Here is a 24,716-nt window from a genome sequence, read left to right on the forward strand (position 1 = left end):
AGACGCGTGCCGGGCTCAGGCCGATGCCTCGGCCGGGTCGAGGACGTTGAGCCGGTAGCCGCGCTTGACGACGGTCTTGATGAGATCGGGCACACCCAGGGCCTCGCGCACCCGGGCGACCGCCATCTCGACGGCGTGGGTGTTCGCGCCCGAGCGGGGCAGAGCGCTCTGCAGTCGCTGACGCGATACGACGCCGCCGCCGGCATCGAAGAGCGAGGCGAGGATATCGGTCCCCGTCCGCGACAGCGGCACGTGCACGCCGGCCAGCACGGCGCCCGTGCTGCGCAGCTCGAGGCGTCCGGCGGTGGTGGCGAGAGACGTCACGTGACCGCCGCCGAAGTGCGTGACGACCGCCCGCACGAGCGAGCCCAGCCGGCCGCGCTCGGCGATGAGGGGCGTGATCCCGACGTCGACGAGTGGCGCGGCGGTGATCGGTCCGACCGCAGCCATCAGCACACGCCCGCTGCCGGCGAGATCGGCGATGTCGTCGAGTACGCCTTCGCGCGCGGCCGCGGCCAGCCACTCGGCGGCTCCGGGAGCGGACGTGAACAGGACGGCGTCGACCTCACCCTGGGCGGTGGCCACCACCGAACGACTCACCGCCGCGGCATCCGGTGGCGGACCCCACCGGTAGACGGTGAGGCTCACGACGTCCGCGCCCGCCTGCTCGAAGAGCTCGTCGAGCCCGTCGGCCCCCGAGCCGTGGTGCTGCACCGCGATGCGGCGGCCGGTGACGCCCTCGGCGAGGAGGTACTCGCCCAGCTCGGCGGACGTCTCGGACTCGGCGACCCAGTCGGCCGTGAGCCCTGCCTGCTGGATGGCGCCGCGGGCCTTGGGGCCGCGGGCGACGATCTGCGCACCGGCGAGGGCGGCATGGAGCTCGTCGAGCATCCCCGCCTCGTCGGCGGCCTCCATCCAGCCGCGGAAGCCGACGCCCGTGCTGGCGACCACGATCTCGGGCGGGTGCGCGACGAGCTCGCGGGTCGCGGCGATCAGCGCGTCGTCGTCGATGTGGGGCACGATCGTCAGCGCGGGAGCGTGGCGGACCGTTGCACCGTGACGCTCCAGCGCGGCTGCGAGCTCGAGCGAGCGTCGATCGACGGCGATCACGATGGTGCAGCCGTCGAGGGCGGCGGAGAGAGCGGGGCGAGGCAGCGCCACTGGTCAGCCGCCCGCTCCGGAGCGCGCGGCGATCAGCTGCGGCACGAGCATGCCGGCGCGGGCGACCTCGCCCACCACGATGACCGCGGGGTTGCGCACGCCGATGCGACCGGCGTCGACCACGATCTCGCCGAGCGTGCTGTGCGTGGTGCGCTGGTCGGGGTGGTGACCGCGCTCGACGATCGCGACCGGTCGCGTGCGCGGCACGCCGGCTCGCAGGGCGTCGGCGACGAGGCGGGGAAGCGCCCCCACGCCCATGAGGATCACGGTGGTGACGTCGTCGTCGCCGAGGGCGGCGACGGTCGCGGCGGTGATCTCCGACTGCCCGTTGACGATGTGCACCGCCGACGCGACTCCGCGGTGCGTGACCGGGATGCCGGCGGCCTCGGGCACGGCGACCGCGCTCGTCACCCCCGGCACGACGTCGACGGGCACGCCGGCGGCGACGCAGGCGAGCACTTCCTCCCCGCCGCGGCCGAAGACGAACGGATCGCCCCCCTTGAGCCGTACGACGCGCTTCCCGGCACGGGCGCGGTCGACGAGCATCTCGTTGATCTCGTGCTGCGGCACCGGGTGGTGCCCGGGGAGCTTGCCGACGTCGATGAGCTCGGCGTCCGAGCGCAGGTGCGCACGGATCTCGGTCGGGCCGAGGCGATCCATGACGACGACGTCGGCCTGCACGATCAGGCGCCAGGCACGGACGGTCATGAGGTCGATCGGCCCCGGGCCGCCGCCCACCAGATCCACGCGGCCGGTCACTTCTGCGCCTCCCATCGCACGAGCACGTCCCCGTCGCTCACGGCAGCCGGCCAGACGTGCAGGGAAGCGGGTTCCTTCCCCTGTGTGTCGAGGCAGGCGCCGGTGCGCAGGTCGAACACCTGCTTGTACATCGGAGAGGCGACGGTCGGGGCATCCTGCCGGGTTCCGACGATGCCGCGCGAGATCACGTTCGCGCGGCTGTACGGGTCGAAGTTCGACACGGCGTGCACCCGCCCGTTGTGCAGCAGGAAGAGCGCGATCTGCGTGCCGCCGAGGAGGGCGGCGCGCCCGCGCTCGACCTCCAGATCGGCGCGCGCGCACACGCGCACCCATCCCTCGGGGACCGCGGTCGCGGTGGGCTGCGGGTCGACGAGCGTCATCGGCGCACCTCCAGGATCGTTCCGGCGATGAGGACGCCACCGCGCTCGCGCTCGGCCGGGGTGGCCGGCCTGCCCTGACCGCGCTCGGCGGTGTAGGCGAGCGACGGGTCGGGGGTCGTCGGGGCATTGATGAACGACGCGAACCGGCGCAGCTTCGCGGGGTCGTCGAGCGTGGCCTTCCACTCGTCCTCGTACGCGCCGACGTGGACCGCCATGGCCGCGTCGAGGTCGGCGCAGATGCCCAGACTGTCGTCGAAGATGACGGCGCGCAGCCCGTCGATCCCGCCCTCGAGCTCCTCGAACCACGGAGCCGTGCGCTGCAGCCGATCGGCCGTGAAGATGTAGTACATCAGGAACCGGTCGATCGCCGTGAGCAGCTCGGCATCGCTCAGCCCCTCGGCGAGCAGCACAGCGTGCCGAGGAGTGAATCCTCCGTTGCCGCCCACGTACATGTTCCAGCCGGCTTCGGTCGCGATGACGCCGACGTCCTTTCCTCGCGCCTCGGCGCACTCACGCGCGCAGCCAGAGACGCCGAGCTTGAGCTTGTGCGGCGAGCGCAGGCCGCGGTAGCGCAGCTCGAGCTGCACGGCCATGCCGACCGAGTCCTGCACGCCGTACCGGCACCAGGTCGATCCCACGCATGACTTCACGGTGCGCAGCGACTTGCCGTACGCGTGGCCCGACTCGAAGCCGGCGTCGACGAGACGCCTCCAGATCTCGGGCAGCTGCTCGAGCCGTGCGCCGAACATGTCGATGCGCTGACCGCCTGTGATCTTGGTGTACAGGCCGAAATCGCGCGCCACCTCGCCGATGACGACGAGGCCCTCCGGTGTGATCTCGCCGCCGGGGATGCGCGGGACGACAGAGTAGCTGCCGTCCTTCTGGAGGTTGGCCATCACGTGGTCGTTGGTGTCCTGAAGGGTCGCGTTCTCCCCGTCGAGCACGTGCGCGCCGACGAGGGTGGACAGGATGCTCGCGAGCGCGGGCTTGCAGATGTCGCAGCCGCGGCCCGCGCCGAAACGATCGATCACGGCGCTGAAGGTGCGCAGGCCCGACACGCGCACCGCGTCGAAGAGCTGCCGGCGCGACATGTCGAAGTGCTCGCACAGGGCGTTGCTCAGGGACGCGCCGGTCTTCGCGAGCTCGGCGCCGACGATCTTCTTGACCATCGTCACGCACGACCCGCACGCGGCCCCGGCCTTGGTGCACGCCTTGATCGCGGCGACATCGGTGCAGCCGTCCTCGTGCACGGCGTGGCGGATGGCGCCGGCGGTGACGCTGTTGCACGAGCAGACGAGTGCGGCGTCGGGGAGGTCGCCGGTCGGGGCGGCGACGCCGTTCTCGGGCAGGAGGTAGGCCGCCGGGTCGCCGCCGAGAGCTCCGCCGACCAGGGGCCGCAGCGAGCCGTACGCCGACGCGTCGCCGACGAGGATGCCGCCGAGGAGCGTCTTGGCGTCGTCCGAGAGCACCAGCTTCTTGTAGACGCCGGCGACGGGGTCGGCATAGACGACGTCGAGCGCGCCGGGAGTCTCGGCGAACGCGTCGCCGAAGCTGGCGACATCCACACCGGAGAGCTTGAGCTTGGTCGACAGATCGTAGCCGGGGAAGGATGCGTCGCCGCCGAGCAGGCGGGTGGCGGCGACCTCGGCCATCGCATAGCCGGGGGCCACCAGCCCCACGCAGGCGCCGTCGAAGTTGGCGACCTCGCCGATCGCGAGGATGCGCGGATCGGAGGTCTCGCAGCCGGCGTCGATGAGCACGCCGCCGCGCGGATGCACGGCCAGGTCGGCGCCCCGTGCGAGCTCGTCGCGAGGACGGACACCGACGGTGAAGACGACGACGTCGGTGCGCTCGTAGCTGCCGTCACGGAACTCGAGTCCGGTCACCTGCCCGGTGCGGTCGGGGTCGAGCCGCGTGGTGCTCGTGCCGGTCAGGACGCGGATGCCGCGCGACTCGATGATGCGGCGGAGGGCGTCCCCGGCGGGGAGATCGAGCTGCGCAGACATGAGCCTGTCCGAGGACTGCACGACCGTGCACGCCACATCCACCCCCTGCAGCGCCCCGGCCGCCTCCAGGCCGAGCAGACCGCCGCCGATCACCGTCCCGCTGAGGGGGCGTCCGAGTTCCGCCGAGCGCTTCCCGACGAATGCGCGCAGGCGCTCGACGTCGTCGAGCGTGCGGTAGACGAAGCATCCTTCGAGTCCGAAGCCGTCGACGGCCAGACGCGCGGCGTACGAGCCGGTTGCGAGGACGAGCCGGTCATAGGCGACGCTGAGGCCGCTCCTGGTGGTCACCCGTCGTGCCGTGCGGTCGATCCGCGCGACCGGATCCCCGCCCACGAAGCGCACTCGCTCCTCGTCGAGCACGGCGCGATCGAGGGTCAGGTCGTCGGGAGTCGCGCCGCCGAAGAAGCCGGTGAGACCGACGCGGTCGTAGGGGTGCCGTCCCTCTTCGCCGAACAGCGTGATGCGCCACGACTCGTCGGCGCGGCTGAGCAGGCTCTCGACGAACCGGTGCGCCACCATGCCGGCGCCGACCACGATGACGTGCGTGACGGCCGATTCGGTGGAGCTCATTCCGTCACGGTACGCGTGCGATGTTGCAGGCGAGTCAGCGTCGTGTTTCCGGCTCTTGACGGTGGGGCGCCCGTCTTCCGGTGCGGTGCGGGGGGCTTCCTCGGTCATGGCGTCTCCTGCTCGACGGAACGGCTGTCGGTGCCCGCCACGCTAGGAGCGCAGTGTTTCGCCGTGCGACGGGCGCCGGTTACCTCCGGCGAACGTTTCCCTCACACCGCCGTCGCGCCGGAAGTGAGAACCGCGCCGGCTTACCTCACCGCGCCCGTCCACGCCAGGCCGGACTTCCGGAGGCGGCGGTCGATATCGTGAAGACCCGCCGACATGGAGGTCCAATGCACACCTGGCCAGGCTCCGCCTACCCGCTCGGAGCGACGTTCGACGGCAATGGCACCAACTTCGCTCTGTTCAGCGAGGGTGCCGAGCGCGTCGAACTCTGCCTGTTCGACGACGACGGCACCGAGACGCGCATCGAGCTGCGCGACGTCGACGCGTTCGTCCACCACGGCTACCTTCCCGCGGTCCAGCCGGGGCAGCGCTACGGCTATCGCGTGCACGGCCCGCACGACCCCGCCTCGGGCAAGCGGTTCAATCCCCACAAGCTGGTGCTCGACCCCTACGCCAAAGCCGTCGAAGGACAGGTCACCTGGGGGCAGCCGGTGTTCGGCTACGACTTCGACGACCCCGACTCGCGCAACGACGAGGACTCGGCGTCGCACCAGATGATGGGCGTGGTCGTGAACCCGTACTTCGACTGGAGCGGCGACCGCCAGCCGAAGACGCCGTACTCGGAGTCGTTCGTGTACGAGGCGCACGTGCGCGGACTCACCGAGCTGCATCCCGCCGTGCCCGAAGAGATCCGCGGCACGTACAGCGCCATCGCCCATCCCGCGGTCATCGAGCACCTGCAGAAGCTGGGCGTGACGGCGATCGAGCTCATGCCCGTCCACCAGTTCGTCAACGACTCGGTGCTCGAGGAGAACGGCCTGTCCAACTACTGGGGCTACAACACCATTGCATTCTTCGCCCCGCAGAACACGTACGCCTCCAGCGGTCAGCGCGGTCAGCAGGTCCAGGAGTTCAAGGGGATGGTGAAAGCCCTGCACGCCGCGGGGATCGAGGTGATCCTCGACGTCGTATACAACCACACCGCCGAAGGCAACCACCTGGGACCCACCCTCTCCATGCGCGGGATCGACAACGAGGCCTACTACCGGCTCGAAGACGACGACAAGCGCTACTACACCGACTACACCGGCACCGGCAACAGCCTGAACGTCGGCAACCCGCACACCCTGCAGCTCATCATGGACTCGCTGCGGTACTGGGTGCTCGAGATGCATGTCGACGGGTTCCGGTTCGACCTCGCCTCGACGCTCGCGCGCGAGTTCTACGAGGTCGACCGGCTGGCGACGTTCTTCGAGCTCGTGCAGCAGGATCCGGTGGTGTCGCAGGTGAAGCTCATCGCCGAGCCGTGGGATGTCGGGCCGGGCGGCTACCAGGTCGGGAACTTCCCGCCGCAGTGGACGGAGTGGAACGGCAAGTACCGCGACACGGTGCGTGACTTCTGGCGCGGTGAGCCGGCGACGCTCGGCGAGTTCGCCTCACGGCTCACCGGGTCGGCCGACCTCTACGAGCACTCCGGCCGCCGGCCCGTGGCATCCATCAACTTCGTCACCGCCCACGACGGGTTCACGCTTCGCGATCTGGTCTCGTACAACGACAAGCACAACGACGCCAACGGCGAGGACAACCGCGACGGCGCCGACGACAACCGCTCGTGGAACGGGGGAGTGGAGGGCCCGACGGACGATCCCGCGGTGCTTACGCTCCGCGCTCGCCAGCAGCGCAACTTCATCGCGACGCTGATGCTGTCGCAGGGGGTGCCCATGCTGCTCCACGGCGACGAGCTCGGCCGTACCCAGCGCGGCAACAACAACGGCTACGCGCAGGACAACGAGATCACCTGGGTGGACTGGTCCGCCGTCGACCAGCCCCTCGTCGAGTTCACGGCTGCTCTCGCGCGGCTGAGGCGCGAGCACCCGACGTTCCGCCGGCGCCGGTTCTTCAACGGGCGGCCGGTGCGGCGCGAAGAGGGCGCGCCGATCCCCGACATCGTGTGGCTCCGACCCGACGGCACGCAGATGCAGCCCGAGGACTGGGGTTCCGGCTTCGGTCGCGCCGTCGGGGTTTTCCTGAACGGCGACGGGATCCGCGAGCGCGACCGTCGGGGTGAGCCCATCTCGGACCATCACTTCATGGTGCTGTTCAACGCGGGCGAGGACGTCGTGGACTTCGTCGTGCCCGACGTGGAGTTCAGCCCCAAGTGGGACGTCGTGGTCGACACGGCCGGCGAGCACGCCGACACCGAGCCCCTCGAGCCGGGCGCCGGACTGCCGGTGCAAGGCCGGTCGCTCATGGTGCTGCGCGAGCACGAGGTGCCCGAGCCGGCGATCGGTCATACGGTCGCGGCATCCCTCGCCGTCACATCTGTCGCCGGACCGGATGAGGTGCCGGGCGCGGCGCCGCGGGCCGAGCTGGGCGGGTGAGCCGGACGTGCCCGCGAAGGTGCCGGTCTCGACGTACCGACTGCAGGTCAGGCCGTCGTTCACCCTCGACGACGCGGCGGCGCTGGCCGGCTACCTCGCCGATCTCGGGGTCGGCTGGGTCTACCTCTCGCCCATCTTGACCTCGTCGGAGGGGTCCGACCACGGCTACGACGTGGTGGATCCGACGACGGTCGATCCCGCACGCGGCGGTGCGGACGGACTCGCCCGGGCGAGCGGCGCCTTCCGCGCCGCGGGTCTGGGCGTTCTCGTCGACATCGTGCCGAACCACGTCGGCGTCGCCCGGCCGGCAGAGAACGCGTGGTGGTGGGACGTGCTCACGCACGGCCGGGAGTCCGTGTGGGCGAGCACGTTCGACATCGACTGGGACTTCGGGGGCGGGAAGGTGCGTCTTCCCGTGCTCGGGGAGACGACGACGGATGCCGCTGCGTCCGGTGCTCTGCGGGCCGAGGCCGGGGAACTGCGTTATCACGAGCACCGCTTCCCCCTGGCGCCCGGATCCTGGGCCGACGGCGACGACGTCACGACGGTCCTCTCGCGCCAGCACTACGAGCTGATGGACTGGCGCCGGGAGGCGGACGACCTGAACTACCGGCGTTTCTTCGCCGTCTCGAGCCTCGCCGCCGTCCGTGTGGAGGACGCCGAGGTGTTCGACCGCACCCACGTGGAGGTCGCCCGCTGGTTCAGCGAGGGGCTCGTCGACGGGCTGAGGGTGGACCATCCCGACGGTCTGCGCGACCCGGTCGGCTACCTCGAGCGGCTGGACCGCGTCACGGAGAGCGCTTACATCGTCGCCGAGAAGATCCTCGAGCGGGGCGAGGCGCTGCCGCAGTTCTTCGCCGCGGACGGGACGACGGGGTACGACGCGCTCGCTGAGATCGACCGGGTGCTCGTCGACCCCTCGGGTGAGGAGCGCCTCGACGCCCTCGACGCGGCGCTGCGCAGCGCGACGGGCCTGCCCGCCGCAGAGCCCTGGCCACAGCTCATCGCGGGAACCAAGCGTGCGGTGGCCGACGGCATCCTGCACTCCGAGGTCAGGCGGCTCGCTCGCGACCTCGGAAGCACCGACGACCCATCGACGGAGGACGCCCTCGCCGAGCTGCTGGCGTGGTTCCCGGTATACCGCTCGTACCTGCCGGCCGGGCGCGAGCACCTCGACCACGCGCACCGCGCCGCTCGGGCCGCACGCCCCGAGCTCGCCGGCGTGCTCGACCGCCTCCTGCCCCTGCTCGCCGATCCGCGGCATCCCGCCGCCCAGCGGTTCTCGCAGACGAGCGGCATGGTGATGGCGAAGGGCGTCGAGGACACCGCGTTCTACCGGTCGACGCGCCTGGGCACGTTGACGGAGGTCGGCGCCGACCCGTCGCAGTTCGCACTGTCTGTCGACGCTTTTCATGCCGCGCAGGCGCGCCGCCACGCATCGTGGCCGAGCAGCATGACGACGCTGTCGACCCACGACACCAAGCGCGGCGAGGATGTGCGGGCCCGGCTGGCTGTGCTCGCGGAGATCCCGGCGCGCTGGGCTGAGGTGCTCGAAGAGCTGCGGGATGCCGCGTCCACCGGGCACGGTCCCCTCGACGCCCTGCTCTGGCAGGGCGTCGTCGGCGCGTGGCCCGCGTCGCGCGAGCGACTGCGCGCGTACGCGGAGAAGGCCGCACGAGAGGCGGGGGAGGCGACGTCGTGGCTCGCCCCCGATGATTCGTTCGAGTCGCACGTGCGCGCTGTGATCGACGCGGTCTTCGACGACGCCGACGTCGCGGCGCGCGTGGAGTCCTTCGTCGCCGAGATCGAGTCGGCCGGGTGGTCGAATGCGCTGTCGGCGAAGCTGCTCCAGCTCGCCGGCCCAGGCGTGCCCGACGTGTACCAGGGGAGTGAGCTGTGGGAGCAGAGCCTCGTCGATCCCGACAACCGGCGGCCGGTCGACTTCGCCGAGCGCCGGCGACTGCTCGCCGACCTCGACGCCGGCCTCCAGCCGCTGGTGGACCGGTCCGGCGCCGCGAAGCTGCTCGTGACCTCTCGCACCCTGCGCCTGCGTCGGGACCGACCCGACCTGTTCACCCGGTACACGCCTGCGACCGTCGTCGGATCCGCCGCGGACCACGTCGTCGCGGTCGATCGCGGCGGCGCCCTCGCGGTCGCGACGCGCCTTCCCGTCGCGCTCGCGCGCCGGGGCGCGGCATCCGGGTCCCCGTGGCACGACACCGTGCTGCTGCGCCACGCCGGCCCCACGACCGACGTCTTCACCGGCCGCACCTACCGGGGCGGGGCGGTCCCGGTGGCGGAGCTCCTCGCCGTGTACCCGGTGGCGCTGCTCACGGCGGGCTCGTCATGACCACTTCGGTGTGGGCGCCGCGCGCGGACCGCGTCGCACTCCGCGTGCCCGCGCGGGGCTCCGACGTGGGGATGCGGCGCGGAGACGACGGATGGTGGCACGCGCCGCTGACCCTCGACCACGGCGAGGAGTACGGCTTCGTCCTGGGCGACTCCCCATCCGCCCGGCCCGATCCACGCTCGCGATGGCAGCCGCGCGGCGTCCACGAGCTGAGTGCGGCATTCGATCCCTCTCGCCACCCGTGGCAGGACACCGGCTGGAGGGGACGGCAGCTGGCCGGAGGGGTCGTCTACGAGCTGCACGTAGGCACCTTCACGAAGGAGGGGACGCTGGATGCCGCCGCCCGGCGCCTCGGTCACCTCGTCGACCTCGGCGTGGACTTCGTCGAGCTGCTTCCGGTCAACGCGTTCAACGGCGTGCACAACTGGGGCTACGACGGGGTGCTCTGGTACGCGGTGCACGAGCCCTACGGCGGACCGTCCGCATACCAGCGCTTCGTCGACGCGTGCCATCGCGCAGGTCTCGGCGTGATCCAGGACGTCGTCTACAACCATCTCGGACCGAGCGGCAACTACCTGCCCGAGTTCGGCCCGTACCTCCGTGACGCCGAGGCGACCGCCTGGGGCTCGTCGGTCGACCTCGACGAGGCCGAGGTGCGGCGCTATCTCGTCGAGAACGCCCTCATGTGGCTGCGCGACTTCCGCGTGGACGGGCTGCGCCTCGACGCCGTCCACGCGCTCCACGACCGCTCAGCTACGCACATCCTGCAGGAGCTGGCCGAGTCCGTCGACGCGCTGAGCGCGCACGTGGGCCGGCCGTTGACGCTGATAGCCGAGAGCGATCTGAACGACGCCCGCCTCGTCACCGCCCGTGAGGCGGGCGGCTTCGGGCTCACCGCCCAGTGGAGCGACGACTACCACCATGCTCTCCACGTCGCGCTCACGGGGGAGACGACCGGATACTACGCCGACTTCGCGCCCCTGTCGGCGCTCGTCAAGGCGTCGACGCAGGGGTTCTTCCACGATGGGACCTTCTCGTCGTTCCGCGGCCGCCCGCACGGCGAACCGATCGACCCGCGGCTTCCGACCTGGCGCCTCGTGACGTTCGCGCAGGACCACGATCAGATCGGCAATCGCGCCGCCGGGGACCGCCTCTCGCAGTCCCTCGACCCGGGCGGCCTCGCGATCGCCGCGGTGCTCACGGTGCTCGCGCCGTTCACGCCGATGCTCTTCATGGGGGAGGAGTGGGCCGCGTCGACGCCGTGGCAGTACTTCACGTCGCATCCCGAGAAGGAGCTGGGCGAGGCTACGGCCCGCGGCCGAAAGGCCGAGTTCGCCCGGATGGGCTGGGACGAGTCCGCCGTGCCCGACCCGCAGGATCCGGCGACGTTCGAGCGCTCCATCCTTCGATGGGAGGAACGGGATGCTGCGCCCCACGCCCGCCTGCTGGCGCTGTACCGAGAGCTCATCGCGCTGCGCCGGAGGGTCGCCGACTTCACCGACCCCGACTTCCGCTCGCTGAGCGCGGACGCCGACGAGGAGCGGCGCTGGTTCCGGCTGCGGCGCGCGTCATCGGAGATCGTCGTGAACTTCGGTCCGGCGGAGGTCGTCCTTCCGATCGACGTGTCGGCTCGCATCGCGCTCGCCACCGACGGCATGACAACGGCGACCGGCGGGCTCCTGCGCCTGCCGGCACGATCGGCCGCGGTGCTCGTGCCTCCTGGGGACTGAGCGCGCAGCGGTCAGGCCACGCCGAGCCAGGACCGGTCGGTGAGCACGATCGGCCCGTCCTCGGTGATCGCGATGGTGTGCTCGGAGTGCGCCCCGCGGGAGCCGTCGACCGAGCGGAGCGTCCATCCGTCGGGGTCGGTCACCAGCCGATCGGTCGTCTGGAGGAACCAGGGCTCGAGCGCGACGACCAGACCCGCGCGCAGCGGATAGCCACGGCCCGGCTTGCCGTCGTTGGGCACGTGGGGGTCGCCGTGCATGATGCGTCCGACGCCGTGGCCTCCGAAGTCGGTGTTGATCGAGTAGCCGTCGGCGTGGGCGACGGCCGCGATCGCCGCCGAGATGTCGCCGATGCGGTGGTCGACCGTCGCGGCCCGGATCGCGGCATCCAATGCCCGCTCGGTCGTGTCGATCAGGGCGAGGTCCTCATCACGCGGAGTGCCCACCACGAACGACACCGCCGAGTCGGCGACCCAGCCGTCGACGGACACCGCGAAATCGAGCGACACCAGGTCGCCGTCGCGGAGCACGTAGTCGAAGGGGAGACCGTGCAGGACGGCATCGTTCACCGACGTGCAGATCACCTTGCCGAACGGGCTCGCGCCGAACGACGGGTGGTAGTCGATGTAGCACGACTCGGCCCCCGCGCGCCGGATCATCTCGTGCGCGCGGCGATCGATCGCGAGCAGGTTCGTGCCGACCTTCGTCTCGTCGCGCAGCGTCGCCAGCGTCTCGGCGACGAATCGCCCTGCCGGCCTCATCGCCTCGATCTCGGCGGGTGTGCGCAGCTCGATCATCGGTGTTCCCTTTCGTTCGCATCCATTCTGTCTGACGCGGACGCACGGGGCTGGGAGGATGCTCCGCAGCTCGATGACCGCGTGCCGCGCCGCGCTCGACCGGCGTACCATTCACAGCATGTGGCTGCGACGCGGTTTCTTCGGCTGGCTCATCCCCGCCGCCTTCGTCCTGCCCCTGTGGCTGTTCGTCGGCTGGCTCATCGCCGGAGCCGGCGGCTGGGCTTTCCTCTGGATGATCTTCGCGATTCCCGGCGTCTTCCTGTGGCAGCTGCTCATCTCCCTGCTCGTGCGCGCGCGAGGCACGGTCCGCGCCCACCGGGCGGTGTCGTGGTGGGACTTGCTCGGCCTCACCGTGTGGCACCTGATGGTCATCTCGCTCGGCTTCTACAACCAGGCGTGGTGGACGCCGCTGATGATCCTCACGGTCCTGGTCGGAGTCGCGCTGTTCTGGCTCTCGCTGTGGCAGCTGTGGAGTGAGGCGAAGCCTTCTCGGGTGGTCCTGCGCACGTCGGAGGGCATGGCGTACATCCCGCCGGCGGAGGAGCGCGCCGAGGCATCCGTCCAGGACATCATCATCGTCACCGAGAAGCAGCGGCCGCCGGCGCCCTGACCCGTTTTGGCGGGGCGTCGCATCCATGGCAGAATGGCTGTTTGTGCCCTGACCAGGTTCTGCCTCAGGGGAATCCGCCATTCGGCTCTCAGCCGGTGGCATCGGGCACACGACATCCTTTCCAACACTTCCCGCGGTCGACCTGTGGCGGCCGCAGAGAGAAACGATCATGCAGATCCTCGACGCCGTCGACGCGGCCTCGCTCCGCTCCGACATCCCCGCCTTCGCTCCCGGCGACACCGTCAAGGTGCACGTCAACATCACCGAGGGCAACCGCTCGCGCATCCAGGTCTTCCAGGGCGTCGTCATCGGCCGCTCGGGCGATGGAGTCCGCGAGACCTTCACGGTCCGCAAGATCAGCTTCCAGGTCGGTGTCGAGCGCACGTTCCCCGTCCACAGCCCGGTGATCGACCACATCGAGGTCGTCACCCGCGGTGACGTCCGCCGCGCGAAGCTCTACTACCTGCGCAACCTCCGTGGCAAGAAGGCCAAGATCAAGGAGAAGCGCGAGAACTGAGTTCTCCGTCACGAAGCCCCGGACCTGCGGTCCGGGGCTTCGTCGTCTTCCCAGGCACCGTTCCTGGCTGGAAACGTCCCCCGAAGCGTGGACCCCGGCATGTCGTGCCCCGCGGAATGTGGGAACCTTGAGGAAGGCCCTCCGATCGACGGCGTGCCGGGTGAAGGAACGTGCATGACCACCGAGAAGACGGCTGAGGCCGAACCGGCCCCCGCTTCCGGGTCGGGAGGGGACGCCGCCATCCACCGTCGTCGGCGCGGCTGGCTGACGTTCCTGCGCGATGTCATCGTGATCATCCTGATCGCGGTGCTGGTCTCGTTCCTCGTCAAGACCTTCCTGGTGCGCTCGTTCTACATCCCCTCGGGATCGATGAAGGAGACGCTGCACGTCGACGACCGCATCCTGGTCGACGAGATCACGCCTCGTTTCGGCGGATACGGACGCGGCGACATCGTCGTGTTCCAGGACCCGGGCGGCTGGCTTCCGCCGAGCACCGACCCCGCCCGCCCGCCCGTCGTCGAGGCGATCGACTGGGTCCTGGCCCTCGTCGGGCTCTCGGCGCCCGACAGCGACGACCACCTCGTCAAGCGCATCATCGGCATGCCGGGCGATCACGTCGTGTGCTGCAACGCGCTGGGCCAGATCACCGTCAACGGCGTGCCCATCGACGAGACCGACTACATCGTCGTGCCGACGGGTGAGTCTGCGGCTTCCGGCGACCCCTTCGACATCACCGTTCCGGCCGACAGCCTGTGGGTGCTCGGCGACAACCGGTACCAGTCGAAGGACTCGCGCTACAACCAGGACCAGCCCGGCGACGGGTTCGTTCCCCTCGAGAACGTCGTGGGGCGCGCGTTCCTGGTGACGTGGCCGCTCGACCGCTTCGGGACGCTCGACTTCCATCACGACGACTTCGCCGGTGTGCCCGCGCCCTCCGAGGAGGAGCCCGCGCCATGACGGTCGCCGAGCCGCGCCTCACGCTCGAGCGTCGACTCCTGCGTGAGCACGCGCTCGTCATCGCCTGCGACGAGGTCGGCCGCGGCGCTCTCGCCGGGCCCGTCGCCGTCGGCGCGGCCGTGATCGACGCCCCCCGGTCGCGCAAGCGCATCCCCCAGGGCCTGCGGGACTCCAAGCTCGTTCCCGAACCGCGGCGCGCCGATGTGGCCGCCCGCGCCGCGTCCTGGGTGTCCGCGAGTGCCGTCGGGTGGGCGAGCTCCGCCGAGATCGACGAGATCGGCATCATGCGCGCCCTCGGCCTCGCGTCGATCCGCGCCCTGGCGGACCTGCGCGCGCACGGGGTCGTCGCCGAGGACGCCATCGTGATCCTCGACGGCAACTACGACTACATCACCGCGGCTGGCGCGACCGGCCTGCGGGTGACCCCGGTCATCAAGGCCGACCGGGACTGCGCGTCCGCGGCCGCGGCATCCGTCATCGCCAAAGTCGCCCGCGACGCGCTGATGACGCAGCTGCACGATCAGCTCCCCGCCTACAACTGGGCGCGCAACAAGGGCTACGCGAGCCCTGATCACCGCGAGGCGATCCGCGAGCACGGCATCAGCGCGCACCACCGGGCGTCGTGGTCGATCGCCGACGCCCCGACCCTGTTCTGATCGGGTGTCCGCCGGTGGCGGACGCGCGTCGCGACGTCCGCTCGCGCCCATAGGATGGACTCACCATGGATGACGAAGTCTTCGAGGACTACGACCGTGAGCTGGAACTCGCCCTTTACCGCGAGTACCGCGACGTCGTCTCGCAGTTCCAGTATGTGATCGAGACCGAGCGGCGCTTCTATCTCGCCAACGAGGTCAATGTCGTGCGCCGCGACACCGAGCACGATTTCTACTTCGAGATCTCGATGGCCGACGTCTGGGTGTGGGACATCTACCGCGCCGACCGCTTCGTCAAGGCAGTCCGTGTGCTGACCTTCAAGGACGTCAACGTCGAAGAGCTCCAACGGCGCGACTTCCACCTCCCGGAAGAGCTGTCGCTCGACACCTGATCGGCCGCGCCGGTTCCTCCCCAGCCATGAGCGGCTGAGAGCAGTGAACGGATGCTCCGCCACGGCGTGAACGGGATCGCCGCGCGCGCGACGATCCCTTCATGGCAGACAAAGACGTCCTGGGCCGGGCGGGCGAGGAACGCGCCGCCCACTACTTCGAAGAGCACGGCTACACCGTTCTCGCTCGCAACTGGCGGTGCCGCGAAGGCGAGATCGATCTCGTCGTCGCCCGCGGCGGCGACATCGTCGTGGTCGAGGTCAAGACCCGCCGGGGCGAGGGGTTCGGGCACCCGTTCGAGGCGATCGATGCCCGCAAGCGGGCGCGGCTGTGGCGTCTGGCGGTGGCATGGACCGCGTCGCATCGCGACAGCGTGCAGGGCCGTCGGCTGCGCATCGACGCGATCGGCCTGACGGGCGCCGATCCGCGAAGTGCGCGCCTGGAGCACCTCGTCGACGTCGAGGTGCCGTGAGCGTCGCGCGCACGTGGGCGGTCGCGCTCGTCGGCGCTGCGGGCGAGCCGGTCGAGGTCGAGGCGGACCTGTCGCAGCAGACGCCGGAGTTCAAGATCATCGGGCTCCCCGACAAGGCGCTGGGCGAGGCGGTGCAGCGCGTGCACAACGCGTGCGCCAACAGCGGCATTCCGCTGCCGCGCCGCAGGCTGACGGTGAACCTCTCGCCGGCGAGCCTGCCGAAGCAGGGATCCGGGTTCGATCTGGCGATCGCGGTCGCCGCTTTGGCGACGGAGGTGCCGATGGATGCCGCATCCGTCGCCTCGACGGTGCACCTGGGCGAGCTCGGGCTCGACGGCCGCCTGCGCCCCATCCCCGGCGTGCTGCCGGCGGTCCTGGCCGCCGCCCGCGCCGGGCATCGTGCCGTGATCGTGCCGTGGGCGAACCGCGACGAAGCGGGCCTGGTCGAGGGGATCGAGGTCATCGCCGCCGTGAACCTCGCGCAGGTGGCGTCGTGGCATGGCGCCGACGTGGTCGTGCCCGACGACGAGCCTGTCGAACTGCCCGACGACGAGGTGCCCGAAACAGCACAGCCCGATCTCGCCGACGTCATCGGCCAGCGTGAGGCCGTCGACGCGCTGGTGGTCGCGGCGGCGGGCGGACACCATCTGCTCATGTGCGGACCACCCGGAGCGGGCAAGACGATGCTCGCGCGGCGGCTGCCGGGGATTCTTCCTGAGCTCGACGACCGGGCGGCGCTCACCAGCGCGTCGATCCGCAGCCTGTCCGGGGCCCGTGTCGCGGAGCTCTCGCGCACGCCGCCCTTCGAAGCGCCGCACCACAGTGCGAGCGTCGCCGCGCTGGTCGGCGGCGGAACCCGCACCGTGCGGCCGGGGGCGATCGCCCGGGCGACCGAGGGCATCCTGTTCCTCGACGAGTCGGAGTATCGCATAGTCGCCCTAATGTGCACGAAGAAACCCCAGGTGATACTATCAATCCATCGACACCGACCAGAGGTCGTGTCGAAGCCTTCGCTTGAGGCGCTGAGTCGATTCGCTCCCAGCATTCAAGAGTCCGTCGGTCAGAGGCCGGGATAACCCAACCCACCTCAACCGATTGGAGGGTCGGCATGTCCTGCCGTCTCAACATCGCGGATCTTCCCCGCGACATCATCGGCGCGGACCGCGGTTTCAACGTGGGCGGCGACGTCCTCACGACTCTCGCGGATGGTCGCTCGCTCGATTCCGTCTGGACCGAACTCCAGGACGCTCTCAAGGCGTGGAACGACGGGCGGTCGGCTGTCGCCGCACTGTTCACCACCAACACGACCGACTCGTACGACCTGCTCCCGCTCGACGGTGGCCGCGTCGACCTCGAAGTCGCTTCGGAGTTCGGCGTTCCGGTCGCCGGTCGCGTCGAGCCGAAGTACTACGCGGTCGGCCACGACCTGAAGTGGTACGACTTCGCGACTCGCTACACGCGCAAGTTCCTGCGCGATGCGAAGACGCCCCAGATCCAGTCGCAGCACATCGCCGCCCAGGAGGGAGACAACCGGCTGATCTTCAACTCGATCATGGCGACCCTGATGACCCCGAGCGGGGGCGCGTTCCCTGCGCGAGGCACCAACCCCGAGGGCCAGACGATCTACTCCCTCTACGCGGGTGCCGCCGACGACAAGCCGCCGACCGCGCCGGATGGAACGACCTTCGCCGCGAACCACACGCACTTCCTGGTGTCAGGTGGAGCGACCGTCGATTCCGGCGACCTGGACGACGTGATCGCCAAGGTGACGGAGCACGGGCGCGGCACCAAGGAGAGCGGCGAACAGATGGTCGTCCTCGTCCACAAGCAGGAGGGCGACAAGATCCGTGCCTTCCGCGTGGCGGACGGTGATCGGTACGACTTCATCGCCACGGCGAACGAGCCCGCCTACCTCACCGATCAGACTCTCGTCGGAGAACGCCCACCCGCGACCTTCAACGGTCTCGACGTCCTGGGCTCCTATGGGAACGCGCTGATCGTGGAGCACACGCTCGCGAAGGCCGGCTACATGGTGGCCGTCGCCGCAGGCGGTGAGAACCCCGTCGCATTCCGTCAGCACCCCATCGCTGACAACCAGGGGTTCCGCCTCGTGCAGGGGCCGCTCGCTCGCTACCCGCTCATCGAGTCGATCTACGAGCGAGGCTTCGGGCTCGGCATCCGTCGTCGCGACGCCGCCGCAGTCATCCAGATCAAGGCCTCCGGCACGTACACCGCGCCGAGCTGGACCTAACAGACCGGGGTCCGGGCTTTGGCTGCTTGTTCGCCCGGACCCCTCCGAACCTGGAGTTCGGGTCTTCCTTTCCTCGAACTCCTTGACGCAGGGGCATGCGTCACTTGGGAGCCCCGCCGCCTTGGCCGGTAGGGCGGGGCTCCCCTTCTTCCCGACCGGCCAACACATGGAAGGCCAAGGCCATGACTGACACCAGCAACTTCGCAAACGTAGACATCGCCGCGTTCGACCAGACTCTCGCGGAGTACGGCGATGCCGACGCGCTTTGCCCGCAGGGGACGAACCGGAAGCTCCTTCGACTCGCCCCCATCCGCGCGGCGATCAAGAACGCCCTGCGCTCGGCCGACTACGACAGCGTCGGCGGCACAGTCCCAGTCATTCAACTGACGGGCGGATTCACCCAAGCCATCCGAGAGCGTGTGGGAGAGGAACCCGCAGGTCGAAAGAGCACCGTGACCTACTGCGCGTACTGCGGCGACCCAACGGGCTTCACCACTCCGTTCTGGGTGAACTGCGGAACGGTCATCGCCCAAGTAGACCTCTGCAACGCGTGCACCAAGCACGCGATGGATGACCTCGATTGCAAGCCGCAGATCGGTTCTCCGGGACGGGCCGACTGATGCCCAAGGGAGTCCTCAGTCAAGATGCCGCGCACCGTTGCATCGCACACAAACGCGACGGCGAGCGGTGCAAGAAGGCCGCCATTCGAGGGGCGACCGTCTGCCGGTCACACGGAGGCGCGACGCCGCAAGTGCAGCGGAAGGCACGCGAGCGCTTCAACGACAACATCGACCCGATGATCCAGACCGCCGCGCGGTACATCAAGGAAGCGGCTGAGGGAAAGCTCGACCCGATGGAGGCCCTTGCCTGGGCAAAGTTCATCGCGGATCGCACTGGCTTCGTTCCCGGCAAGACGAACATCCACGTCGAGGGTCCGCCGCTCTGGGAGCAGCTGCTCACGCCGCAGGACGGACAGATCCCGATTCTCCGACAGATCCAGCCAGGCGACATCGAGGATGCCGAAGTGGTTGAGGGCGACAGCGGGGACGAGCTTGAACGCCACGAGCGTGAGGAAGCCGAACGTCGCGTCCAGGCGTACCGCGAAGAAGAACGCGACCGCGCCCGCGCCGCGCTTCCTCACATTCCCCGCACAGTCGATCCGCCGAACCGATGGGAACGAGAAGATGAGCCAGCGTGAGCCCGGTGCCGCCAGGACGCCTGAGGACGGTGAGTTCTCCCTGCCTCCGGTGAAGGACCCCGATCCGGGTGACCCGCTCGGCCCTCCCTCGAAGCGTTGGTCAGATGTCGTCAAGGGACGACGCACGTATGAGGAGAACTGACTTGTCTGAGCAAGAGGTAGAGGACATCAACACCTGGCGGCTTCGGAAGATCAGTGGATCGTGGGGAAACCACTCCACGACCTGGTTCGCCACCGCCCCAGGGTGCCCGAACGGATACCACCCCACCCGGAACTGCACGTGCAAGCCGTTCAAGCGAGCGCAGGACGCGCGAGCCTTCATCCTCGACTCGAATCGCGCCCTCGAACGGTGAGGACTGCCTGACGAGAGGCGTCCTGAGTCGATCTGAGGCGCTGGCGTCGCGAGGTCGAATCGAACCTCGACCACGCCGCTTCAGATGCGCCTACGCGACATTCGAAGATAGTTACTAAGTTGGTACCGCGGGGTGTATATTCGACTTACCAAGCGAATCCGCTGGAGTGGGGAAAAGAAGGCCTACCAGTTCTGTTCAGAACGGTAGGTGGCCCAATTGGCGCTTCCCCGACGGCGACAGCCGCTCGCAAAGTTCATCCCCTTCCATGACCTCACTCCCGAGGTCGTCGCGGCCGCGCTCAACACGAACGTTGCGCGGATCCACAACCTCTGTCGTGGCCTGACGTACCCCAGCCCAGACGAGCTTGCCGCAATCGGCCGGCTGTTCGGCCTGCCGGTTGAGGTCTTCTTCGAGCCCGAGATGCTCGTCTACCGTGACGGCCCCTGGCCGCCGCCGCGAGGCGGGGCCGCGCAGATCGCTGACTTCGAGCGGCTTCGTGCCCAGCTCGACCGCGACCGTCACGAGGCGGGTGAGTGACGTGGCTAGGATCACCCAGCCCACGCCCGATCCGCTCGAAGCCTTCGACGCTGTCGCTGCCGAAGTCCGTGCAATCAGCGCCGCGCGCGTTGACCGGATCGTCTCCCTGCTCGACCGGATCGGCGCGACGCTCGACTACGACGACGAGGCCTGACGTGGAGGGCAATCCGCCCCTCCGAGTGCTTCCACTCCGACCGGGCACGAACATCCCTGCCATCAAGAACTGGCAGAACCTCGCCAGCGCCGACCACGACCAGATCACCCAATGGCGCAGAGAGGTCCCAGGATGCAACTGGGGCATCCTCACCGGCGACGGTCTAGGTGTCCTCGACCTCGACACGAAGAACGCCCCAGAGGGCGACCCAGGCGGGTTCGGCTCGCTCATCGACATCGAGGAACTGCTGGCGATCGACCTCAGCAACCTGCCGATGGTGACCACCGCGAACGGCGTCCATCTGTACTTCCGCTACGGCGGTCGCCTGGACTCGAAGGTTCCGTGGGTGCCGTACCTCGATGTGAAAGCGGACGGTGGGCATCAAGTCGCAGGGCCAGGCACGATCCGCGACGACTCGTCCGGCGTCCAGAGGGTCTACACCCTGGTTCGCGGAAGCCTCCGAGAGATTCCCTACGCACCCGACGCCCTCCTGTCGGCGATCCGCGGGTGGCGGGTCGGGCGACCGGGCAACGGAGGCGGATCGACCTCGCCAGGTGGCGACCTGCCTACGACTGAGGAAGCCATCGAGCACGGGCTACCGCTCAACTCGCGGAACGACTTCATGCATCGCCTCGCGTGCCGATGGTGGCTGAAGTTGGGCTTCGACGCTGAGGCGGAGGTCTGGACCCTCGCCCGTGCTGTCTGGGACTCGACCCCGGGGCAAGGGTCGTTTCCGTGGAGCGAGGTCGAGACATCGGTGCGCAGCGCCCGCCGATTCATCGAGTCCGAGGACTACAAGACTCGCCAGGCGCTCACAGCCTGGCTCTACCGAGAGGGCTTGGCATGACTGATCCGAGCAACGTGACGCCGCTCGACACCCGCCGAATCCTCGAAGCCTTGGGCGACGAGCGGCGACCCTCCGGGCGACGCAAGCTGAGCGCCACGTCGCTCGCGGGCCGAGAGGGCGAGGCGACCGAATGGGCCATCGACCGGATGGTGCCTCTCGGAGTCCTCACTGCCCTGGCCGGCCGCGCTGGCATCGCGAAGTCGACCGTCCTTGCCCTGCTGACGGCGTACTGGACGCACGGCATGCTTCCCGGCGACCTCAAGGGCAAGCCGACCAACGTCATGATCGTGTCGGGTGAGGACGACATCGACCGCCAGCTCGTCCCAAGGCTCAGAGCAGCGGGCGCGGACATGGATCGGGTGAGGGCCCTGGAAGTGACGCTGGAACGCTCGGAGGATGAGGAGGTTCCGACCGTGCTGGATCTGGCGCAAGACCTCGGCGACCTCGAGGCGCTGATCCAGGAGACGGACACGCGCATCCTCATCGTGGACCCAATCGTGTCGTTCATCGATGGCAACCCGGATCGAGTCAAGGAGGTCCGCAACGCGCTGGATCCTCTCGCGGCAATGGCTCGGAGACTCAACATCGCGGTGATCGTGGTCGGTCACTTCCGCAAGTCAGGCGCTGGACCGGCAGGCGACATGATGAGCGGTTCCCACGCCTGGCGAGACATCGTGCGGTCCCTCATCATCATGGCGAAGGATCCCGAGTCCGACGAGCGGGTCACCACCGTCGACAAGCTCAACTACGGCAAGGAGGGGCTGTCCTGGGCGTACAACGTCGAGACGGTCGATGTGCCGGTGGGCGGCGGGCTAGCTGCGGTCGGCAGGGCGGTTCTCACGGGCGAGTCGGATACCTCCGTGCATGACCTCATCGACCGTGAGCGAGAGGGCGCGAAGGTCCGCAACGCGAAGTACAACCTCGCTCACGCGATCCGCAAGGTGGTCGAAGCCGTGCAGGTCGCTCAGGAAGGCTCGGTGTCCATCGAGCAGATCTACGCGGCGTTCCCAGACGAGGAACAGAACGCTGTCAGGACGAACCTCTCTCGGCTGGTGAAGCGGAACGACCTTGCCCGGACCACCCACGGGCTTTACGAAAAGTTCCGCCTCCCGTTCGAGCCCGAGGACTGACCCGGAGCCTCGCGCGAGGACTTACAGGGCGCGTGCGCGGGATACCCACCCGCGCGCGCGCCCACACGTACGCGCGCGCACCTGATATGGAATTTATGTAACTTTTGTCAACTATCTCCAAGCAAGGTTGACAGTTGTTACATCGAATACACCCCCGGGCGCGGGCCTGAGGCTACAGCTCGCCCGAACGCTCCCAGCGCTTGAACTCGCGCATGCCGTGGTACACCCCAAGCCGGATGATCCAGTAGAAGAACAGGAACGTCAGGACGAGGCTCAGGATGCCCACGACGATGGCCATCACCCAGAAGAGAAGCACCTGGTTCGGGTCGGAGAAGTCGAAGGTCACGGTCTCAACGTACTGGCGCGTCTGACTCGGAGCCGGTCACCACACGCTCAGGTCGATGAAGCCCTGAGTGTGACCCATCGAGGAAGCCATACGGGAGGTGGCTCGATTGGGGTCGATCCGCCAGTCCGGCGCGGATTGGAATGCGATTCACGATGACAGGAAAGCCCAGGCCAGCTGCGGAAACTGGTGGTTGCATCGAAGATACGTTCGAATACTGTTGATACTGAACCCGAACCGTGCGGTTGGGGTAAATCAACCTCGAGGGAGCCGCCGTGAAGGTAGCCGCGTACATCAGAGTGAGCACCAACAAGCAGGACCTCAGCATGGCCGCTCAACGGGACCTGATCGAGCGTTACGCGGCCTACCGAGAGCACGAGGTGGTCGCCTGGATCACCGACCCCGACACCTCGGGCAAGGTGCCGATCGCCAAGCGCGAAGGTGGCGCGCAGATGCTCGCCCTGTTGGAGTCAGGCGAGGCGCACGGCGTGATCGTCACCAAGCTCGACAGACTGTCCCGCGATGTGCCTGACTTCGCGACGACCCTGGCCCGGTTTCGCCTCAACGGATGGACGATCGCAGCGCTGGACCTCGACATCGACACTGCCACCGCGAACGGGGAGATGATCGCCAACATGGTCATCAACCTGAGCCAGTGGGAGAGGCGAACCATCAGCGAACGGACCAAGACAGCCCTCGCCGAGTTGAAGCGACAGGGCAAGCCAGTCGGCAGGCCCTCGAAGACAGACCTCAAGGGCGAGGTCGTCAACTACATCACCATGCGTCGCGAAGAGGGCGCTCGAATCTCACAGATCGCTCGCGAGCTGAACGAGGCCGGCCACACCACCGCGCACGGCAACCAGTTCTATCCCTCGACCGTTGCCAAGCTGATTGAGCGGGTCACTACGCGCAGCGGCAGCTGAAGGTCACGATTCAGAAGCCTTATTCCTCACCACCGCTTTGAGCAGCTTCGTTTCAACCAAGGGCAACTGTCCGTCAGAGTCGATCGGGCCCATCTCGACAGTGGGGTCGAGGTACGCCCCCTTCGACAGCTCTCCTTCCCCGTTGCCCCATGCAAAGAGCGCAAAGCCGTGCACAGTGACACGCACTCGGAGAGCGGGGACCTCGGGATAGACGACCTCGACGTTGTCGCGCTTCAACTCGTTCTCGAACGCGAAGTCCCGAGGCCCCAGGCGATAGGCATCGCCGAGCAACCCTTCCCGCATGAGGACCTCAACAGATTCGCCGATCCTTCGATGAGTCATTTGCGTTGATGCAGCGAGATCCCGAAGAGGCAGAACTACCTCGATGTTGTGAGCCGAGCCGGTTTGCTCAAAACCCTGCTCCAGGAGAATCTGACGCGCGCTTGCATAGATCACGTAGTGGAGCCGCAACTCATCGCTCGAAAGACGCCGGATGAGGGCGACCCAGCTCACTCCGCGGTCGCTCGAGCCATCCGGGGTGCGCGATGAAGCCAGAACGCCGCTGAGATACTCGGACACGACCTCCGCGTCCGCATACTCCGCCGCCTCGAACACTTGCGAGGCCACGCGTGGGTTGGCGATGCCGGGATCAGCCTTTCCCGCGGCCCGCTTCTCGGTCTTGCGCAGAAGCTTGTCGAGGTTCCGCTCGCGGAGACGCTCTGCCCAGTTGTTGCCAATCACGTCAGCTGATGGCCCGAACAGGCGCGTGATCAGTCCGCCAGTCTCTTTGGCAGCAGAGTCCGCCATCTTCTCGCCGAAAGCTCCCACCTTGACGACTGCACCGGTAACGATCGGGTCCACTTCGCCTCCATCCACAGCCGAAGGTTATCGACCCTCGCGCACCAGGCGTCGCGACACTCGGAGAGGCCTCCTAGGCGCATCTCGCGCGCCGAAGGACTAGGAGTCGATAGATCACTCGACTCTCGGCCCTGAGATGCTTGTAGGCGCTTCTACGGAATCAGCCCCTCGCGGCGGTACCGCTCAATCCTCGCCTCAAAGCCCGCGCGCCTATCCGTCTCGTATGG

Annotated in this window: 25 protein-coding genes; 18 read left to right on the plus strand and 7 right to left on the minus strand. The window is 68.7% G+C overall.

Features of this window, described 5'->3' with window-relative positions:
- Positions 1 to 15 precede the first annotated feature (15 nt).
- From MK786_RS01005 to nirB, 4 genes are read right to left on the minus strand one after another with little or no spacing between them, the layout of a single operon-like run.
- Positions 16 to 1,161, minus strand: coding sequence for a uroporphyrinogen-III synthase (locus MK786_RS01005; RefSeq protein WP_241110407.1), 1,146 nt, complete (start codon positions 1,159 to 1,161; stop codon positions 16 to 18).
- A 3-nt stretch (positions 1,162 to 1,164) separates the two neighbouring features.
- Positions 1,165 to 1,920, minus strand: coding sequence for a uroporphyrinogen-III C-methyltransferase (cobA, locus tag MK786_RS01010; RefSeq protein WP_241110408.1), 756 nt, complete (start codon positions 1,918 to 1,920; stop codon positions 1,165 to 1,167).
- The gene (gene nirD, locus MK786_RS01015) at positions 1,917 to 2,300 is read right to left on the minus strand and encodes a nitrite reductase small subunit NirD (protein WP_241110409.1); all 384 of its coding nucleotides are present in this window, start codon (positions 2,298 to 2,300) and stop codon (positions 1,917 to 1,919) included. The genes cobA and nirD overlap by 4 nt, the downstream gene beginning before the upstream one ends.
- Positions 2,297 to 4,876 carry a nitrite reductase large subunit NirB gene (nirB, locus tag MK786_RS01020; RefSeq protein WP_241110410.1) on the minus strand — a complete coding sequence of 860 codons (2,580 nt, stop codon included), beginning with the start codon at positions 4,874 to 4,876 and terminating at the stop codon, positions 2,297 to 2,299. Before nirB ends, nirD begins: the two co-directional genes overlap by 4 nt.
- A gap of 332 nt (positions 4,877 to 5,208) precedes the next feature.
- Between nirB and glgX the strand changes: the two genes are divergently transcribed.
- The 3 genes from glgX to treZ are packed head-to-tail and all read left to right on the plus strand — an operon-like array spanning position 5,209 to position 11,502.
- On the plus strand, positions 5,209 to 7,422 hold the full coding sequence (gene glgX / locus MK786_RS01025) for a glycogen debranching protein GlgX (protein WP_241110411.1): 2,214 nt from the start codon (positions 5,209 to 5,211) through the stop codon (positions 7,420 to 7,422).
- Between the two features lie 7 nt (positions 7,423 to 7,429).
- Positions 7,430 to 9,772, plus strand: a complete 2,343-nt coding sequence (gene treY / locus MK786_RS01030; protein WP_241110412.1) for a malto-oligosyltrehalose synthase — start codon at positions 7,430 to 7,432, stop codon at positions 9,770 to 9,772.
- Positions 9,769 to 11,502 carry a malto-oligosyltrehalose trehalohydrolase gene (gene treZ / locus MK786_RS01035; protein ID WP_241110413.1) on the plus strand — a complete coding sequence of 578 codons (1,734 nt, stop codon included), beginning with the start codon at positions 9,769 to 9,771 and terminating at the stop codon, positions 11,500 to 11,502. Before treY ends, treZ begins: the two co-directional genes overlap by 4 nt.
- Positions 11,503 to 11,513: 11 nt before the next feature.
- On the opposite strand, the gene map is transcribed toward treZ, so the two are convergent.
- Positions 11,514 to 12,296, minus strand: a complete 783-nt coding sequence (map, locus tag MK786_RS01040) for a type I methionyl aminopeptidase (RefSeq protein WP_241110414.1) — start codon at positions 12,294 to 12,296, stop codon at positions 11,514 to 11,516.
- A 118-nt stretch (positions 12,297 to 12,414) separates the two neighbouring features.
- Between map and MK786_RS01045 the strand changes: the two genes are divergently transcribed.
- From MK786_RS01045 to MK786_RS01110, 14 genes are all read left to right on the plus strand, one after another.
- A complete protein-coding gene (locus tag MK786_RS01045) occupies positions 12,415 to 12,906 on the plus strand; it encodes an MFS transporter permease (protein WP_241110415.1) in 492 nt (163 codons plus the stop codon).
- Positions 12,907 to 13,075: 169 nt separating this feature from the next.
- Complete coding sequence (gene rplS, locus MK786_RS01050) at positions 13,076 to 13,423, plus strand: 50S ribosomal protein L19 (RefSeq protein WP_109210763.1); 348 nt, start codon at positions 13,076 to 13,078, stop codon at positions 13,421 to 13,423.
- 174 nt (positions 13,424 to 13,597) lie between these two features.
- Complete coding sequence (gene lepB / locus MK786_RS01055; protein WP_241110416.1) at positions 13,598 to 14,380, plus strand: signal peptidase I; 783 nt, start codon at positions 13,598 to 13,600, stop codon at positions 14,378 to 14,380.
- Complete coding sequence (locus MK786_RS01060) at positions 14,377 to 15,036, plus strand: ribonuclease HII (protein WP_241110417.1); 660 nt, start codon at positions 14,377 to 14,379, stop codon at positions 15,034 to 15,036. Before lepB ends, MK786_RS01060 begins: the two co-directional genes overlap by 4 nt.
- A 65-nt stretch (positions 15,037 to 15,101) precedes the next feature.
- Complete coding sequence (locus tag MK786_RS01065) at positions 15,102 to 15,425, plus strand: DUF2469 family protein (protein WP_191766815.1); 324 nt, start codon at positions 15,102 to 15,104, stop codon at positions 15,423 to 15,425.
- A gap of 101 nt (positions 15,426 to 15,526) precedes the next feature.
- Positions 15,527 to 15,895 (plus strand): YraN family protein, encoded by a 369-nt coding sequence (locus tag MK786_RS01070; protein WP_241110418.1) that lies wholly within the window; start codon positions 15,527 to 15,529, stop codon positions 15,893 to 15,895.
- Positions 15,892 to 16,971, plus strand: a complete 1,080-nt coding sequence (locus MK786_RS01075; protein ID WP_241110419.1) for an ATP-binding protein — start codon at positions 15,892 to 15,894, stop codon at positions 16,969 to 16,971. The genes MK786_RS01070 and MK786_RS01075 overlap by 4 nt, the downstream gene beginning before the upstream one ends.
- Before the next feature lie 32 nt (positions 16,972 to 17,003).
- Positions 17,004 to 18,146, plus strand: a complete 1,143-nt coding sequence (locus tag MK786_RS01080; RefSeq protein WP_241110420.1) for a hypothetical protein — start codon at positions 17,004 to 17,006, stop codon at positions 18,144 to 18,146.
- A gap of 182 nt (positions 18,147 to 18,328) precedes the next feature.
- Entirely contained in the window at positions 18,329 to 18,766 is a 438-nt protein-coding gene (locus tag MK786_RS01085) for a hypothetical protein (protein ID WP_241110421.1), read from the plus strand.
- Positions 18,766 to 19,344 (plus strand): hypothetical protein, encoded by a 579-nt coding sequence (locus tag MK786_RS01090; protein ID WP_241110422.1) that lies wholly within the window; start codon positions 18,766 to 18,768, stop codon positions 19,342 to 19,344. The genes MK786_RS01085 and MK786_RS01090 overlap by 1 nt, the downstream gene beginning before the upstream one ends.
- 569 nt (positions 19,345 to 19,913) lie before the next feature.
- Positions 19,914 to 20,234, plus strand: a complete 321-nt coding sequence (locus MK786_RS01095) for a helix-turn-helix domain-containing protein (RefSeq protein ID WP_241110423.1) — start codon at positions 19,914 to 19,916, stop codon at positions 20,232 to 20,234.
- Between the two features lies 1 nt (position 20,235).
- Complete coding sequence (locus MK786_RS01100; protein WP_241110424.1) at positions 20,236 to 20,388, plus strand: hypothetical protein; 153 nt, start codon at positions 20,236 to 20,238, stop codon at positions 20,386 to 20,388.
- Position 20,389: 1 nt separating this feature from the next.
- Entirely contained in the window at positions 20,390 to 21,235 is an 846-nt protein-coding gene (locus MK786_RS01105) for a bifunctional DNA primase/polymerase (RefSeq protein ID WP_241110425.1), read from the plus strand.
- Between the two features lie 14 nt (positions 21,236 to 21,249).
- On the plus strand, positions 21,250 to 22,365 hold the full coding sequence (locus MK786_RS01110; protein ID WP_241110426.1) for an AAA family ATPase: 1,116 nt from the start codon (positions 21,250 to 21,252) through the stop codon (positions 22,363 to 22,365).
- Between the two features lie 172 nt (positions 22,366 to 22,537).
- Here the strand turns inward: MK786_RS01110 and MK786_RS01115 are convergent, their stop codons facing one another.
- Complete coding sequence (locus tag MK786_RS01115) at positions 22,538 to 22,711, minus strand: hypothetical protein (protein WP_241110427.1); 174 nt, start codon at positions 22,709 to 22,711, stop codon at positions 22,538 to 22,540.
- Between the two features lie 272 nt (positions 22,712 to 22,983).
- On the opposite strand from MK786_RS01115, the gene MK786_RS01120 reads away from it, so the two are divergent.
- Positions 22,984 to 23,631, plus strand: coding sequence for a recombinase family protein (locus MK786_RS01120; protein WP_308220009.1), 648 nt, complete (start codon positions 22,984 to 22,986; stop codon positions 23,629 to 23,631).
- A 3-nt stretch (positions 23,632 to 23,634) separates the two neighbouring features.
- On the opposite strand, the gene MK786_RS01125 is transcribed toward MK786_RS01120, so the two are convergent.
- The gene (locus MK786_RS01125) at positions 23,635 to 24,507 is read right to left on the minus strand and encodes a hypothetical protein (protein WP_241110429.1); all 873 of its coding nucleotides are present in this window, start codon (positions 24,505 to 24,507) and stop codon (positions 23,635 to 23,637) included.
- Between the last annotated feature and the right edge of the window lie 209 nt (positions 24,508 to 24,716).

The organism is Microbacterium sp. CFH 31415 (assembly GCF_022538185.1).
Classification (GTDB): domain Bacteria; phylum Actinomycetota; class Actinomycetes; order Actinomycetales; family Microbacteriaceae; genus Microbacterium.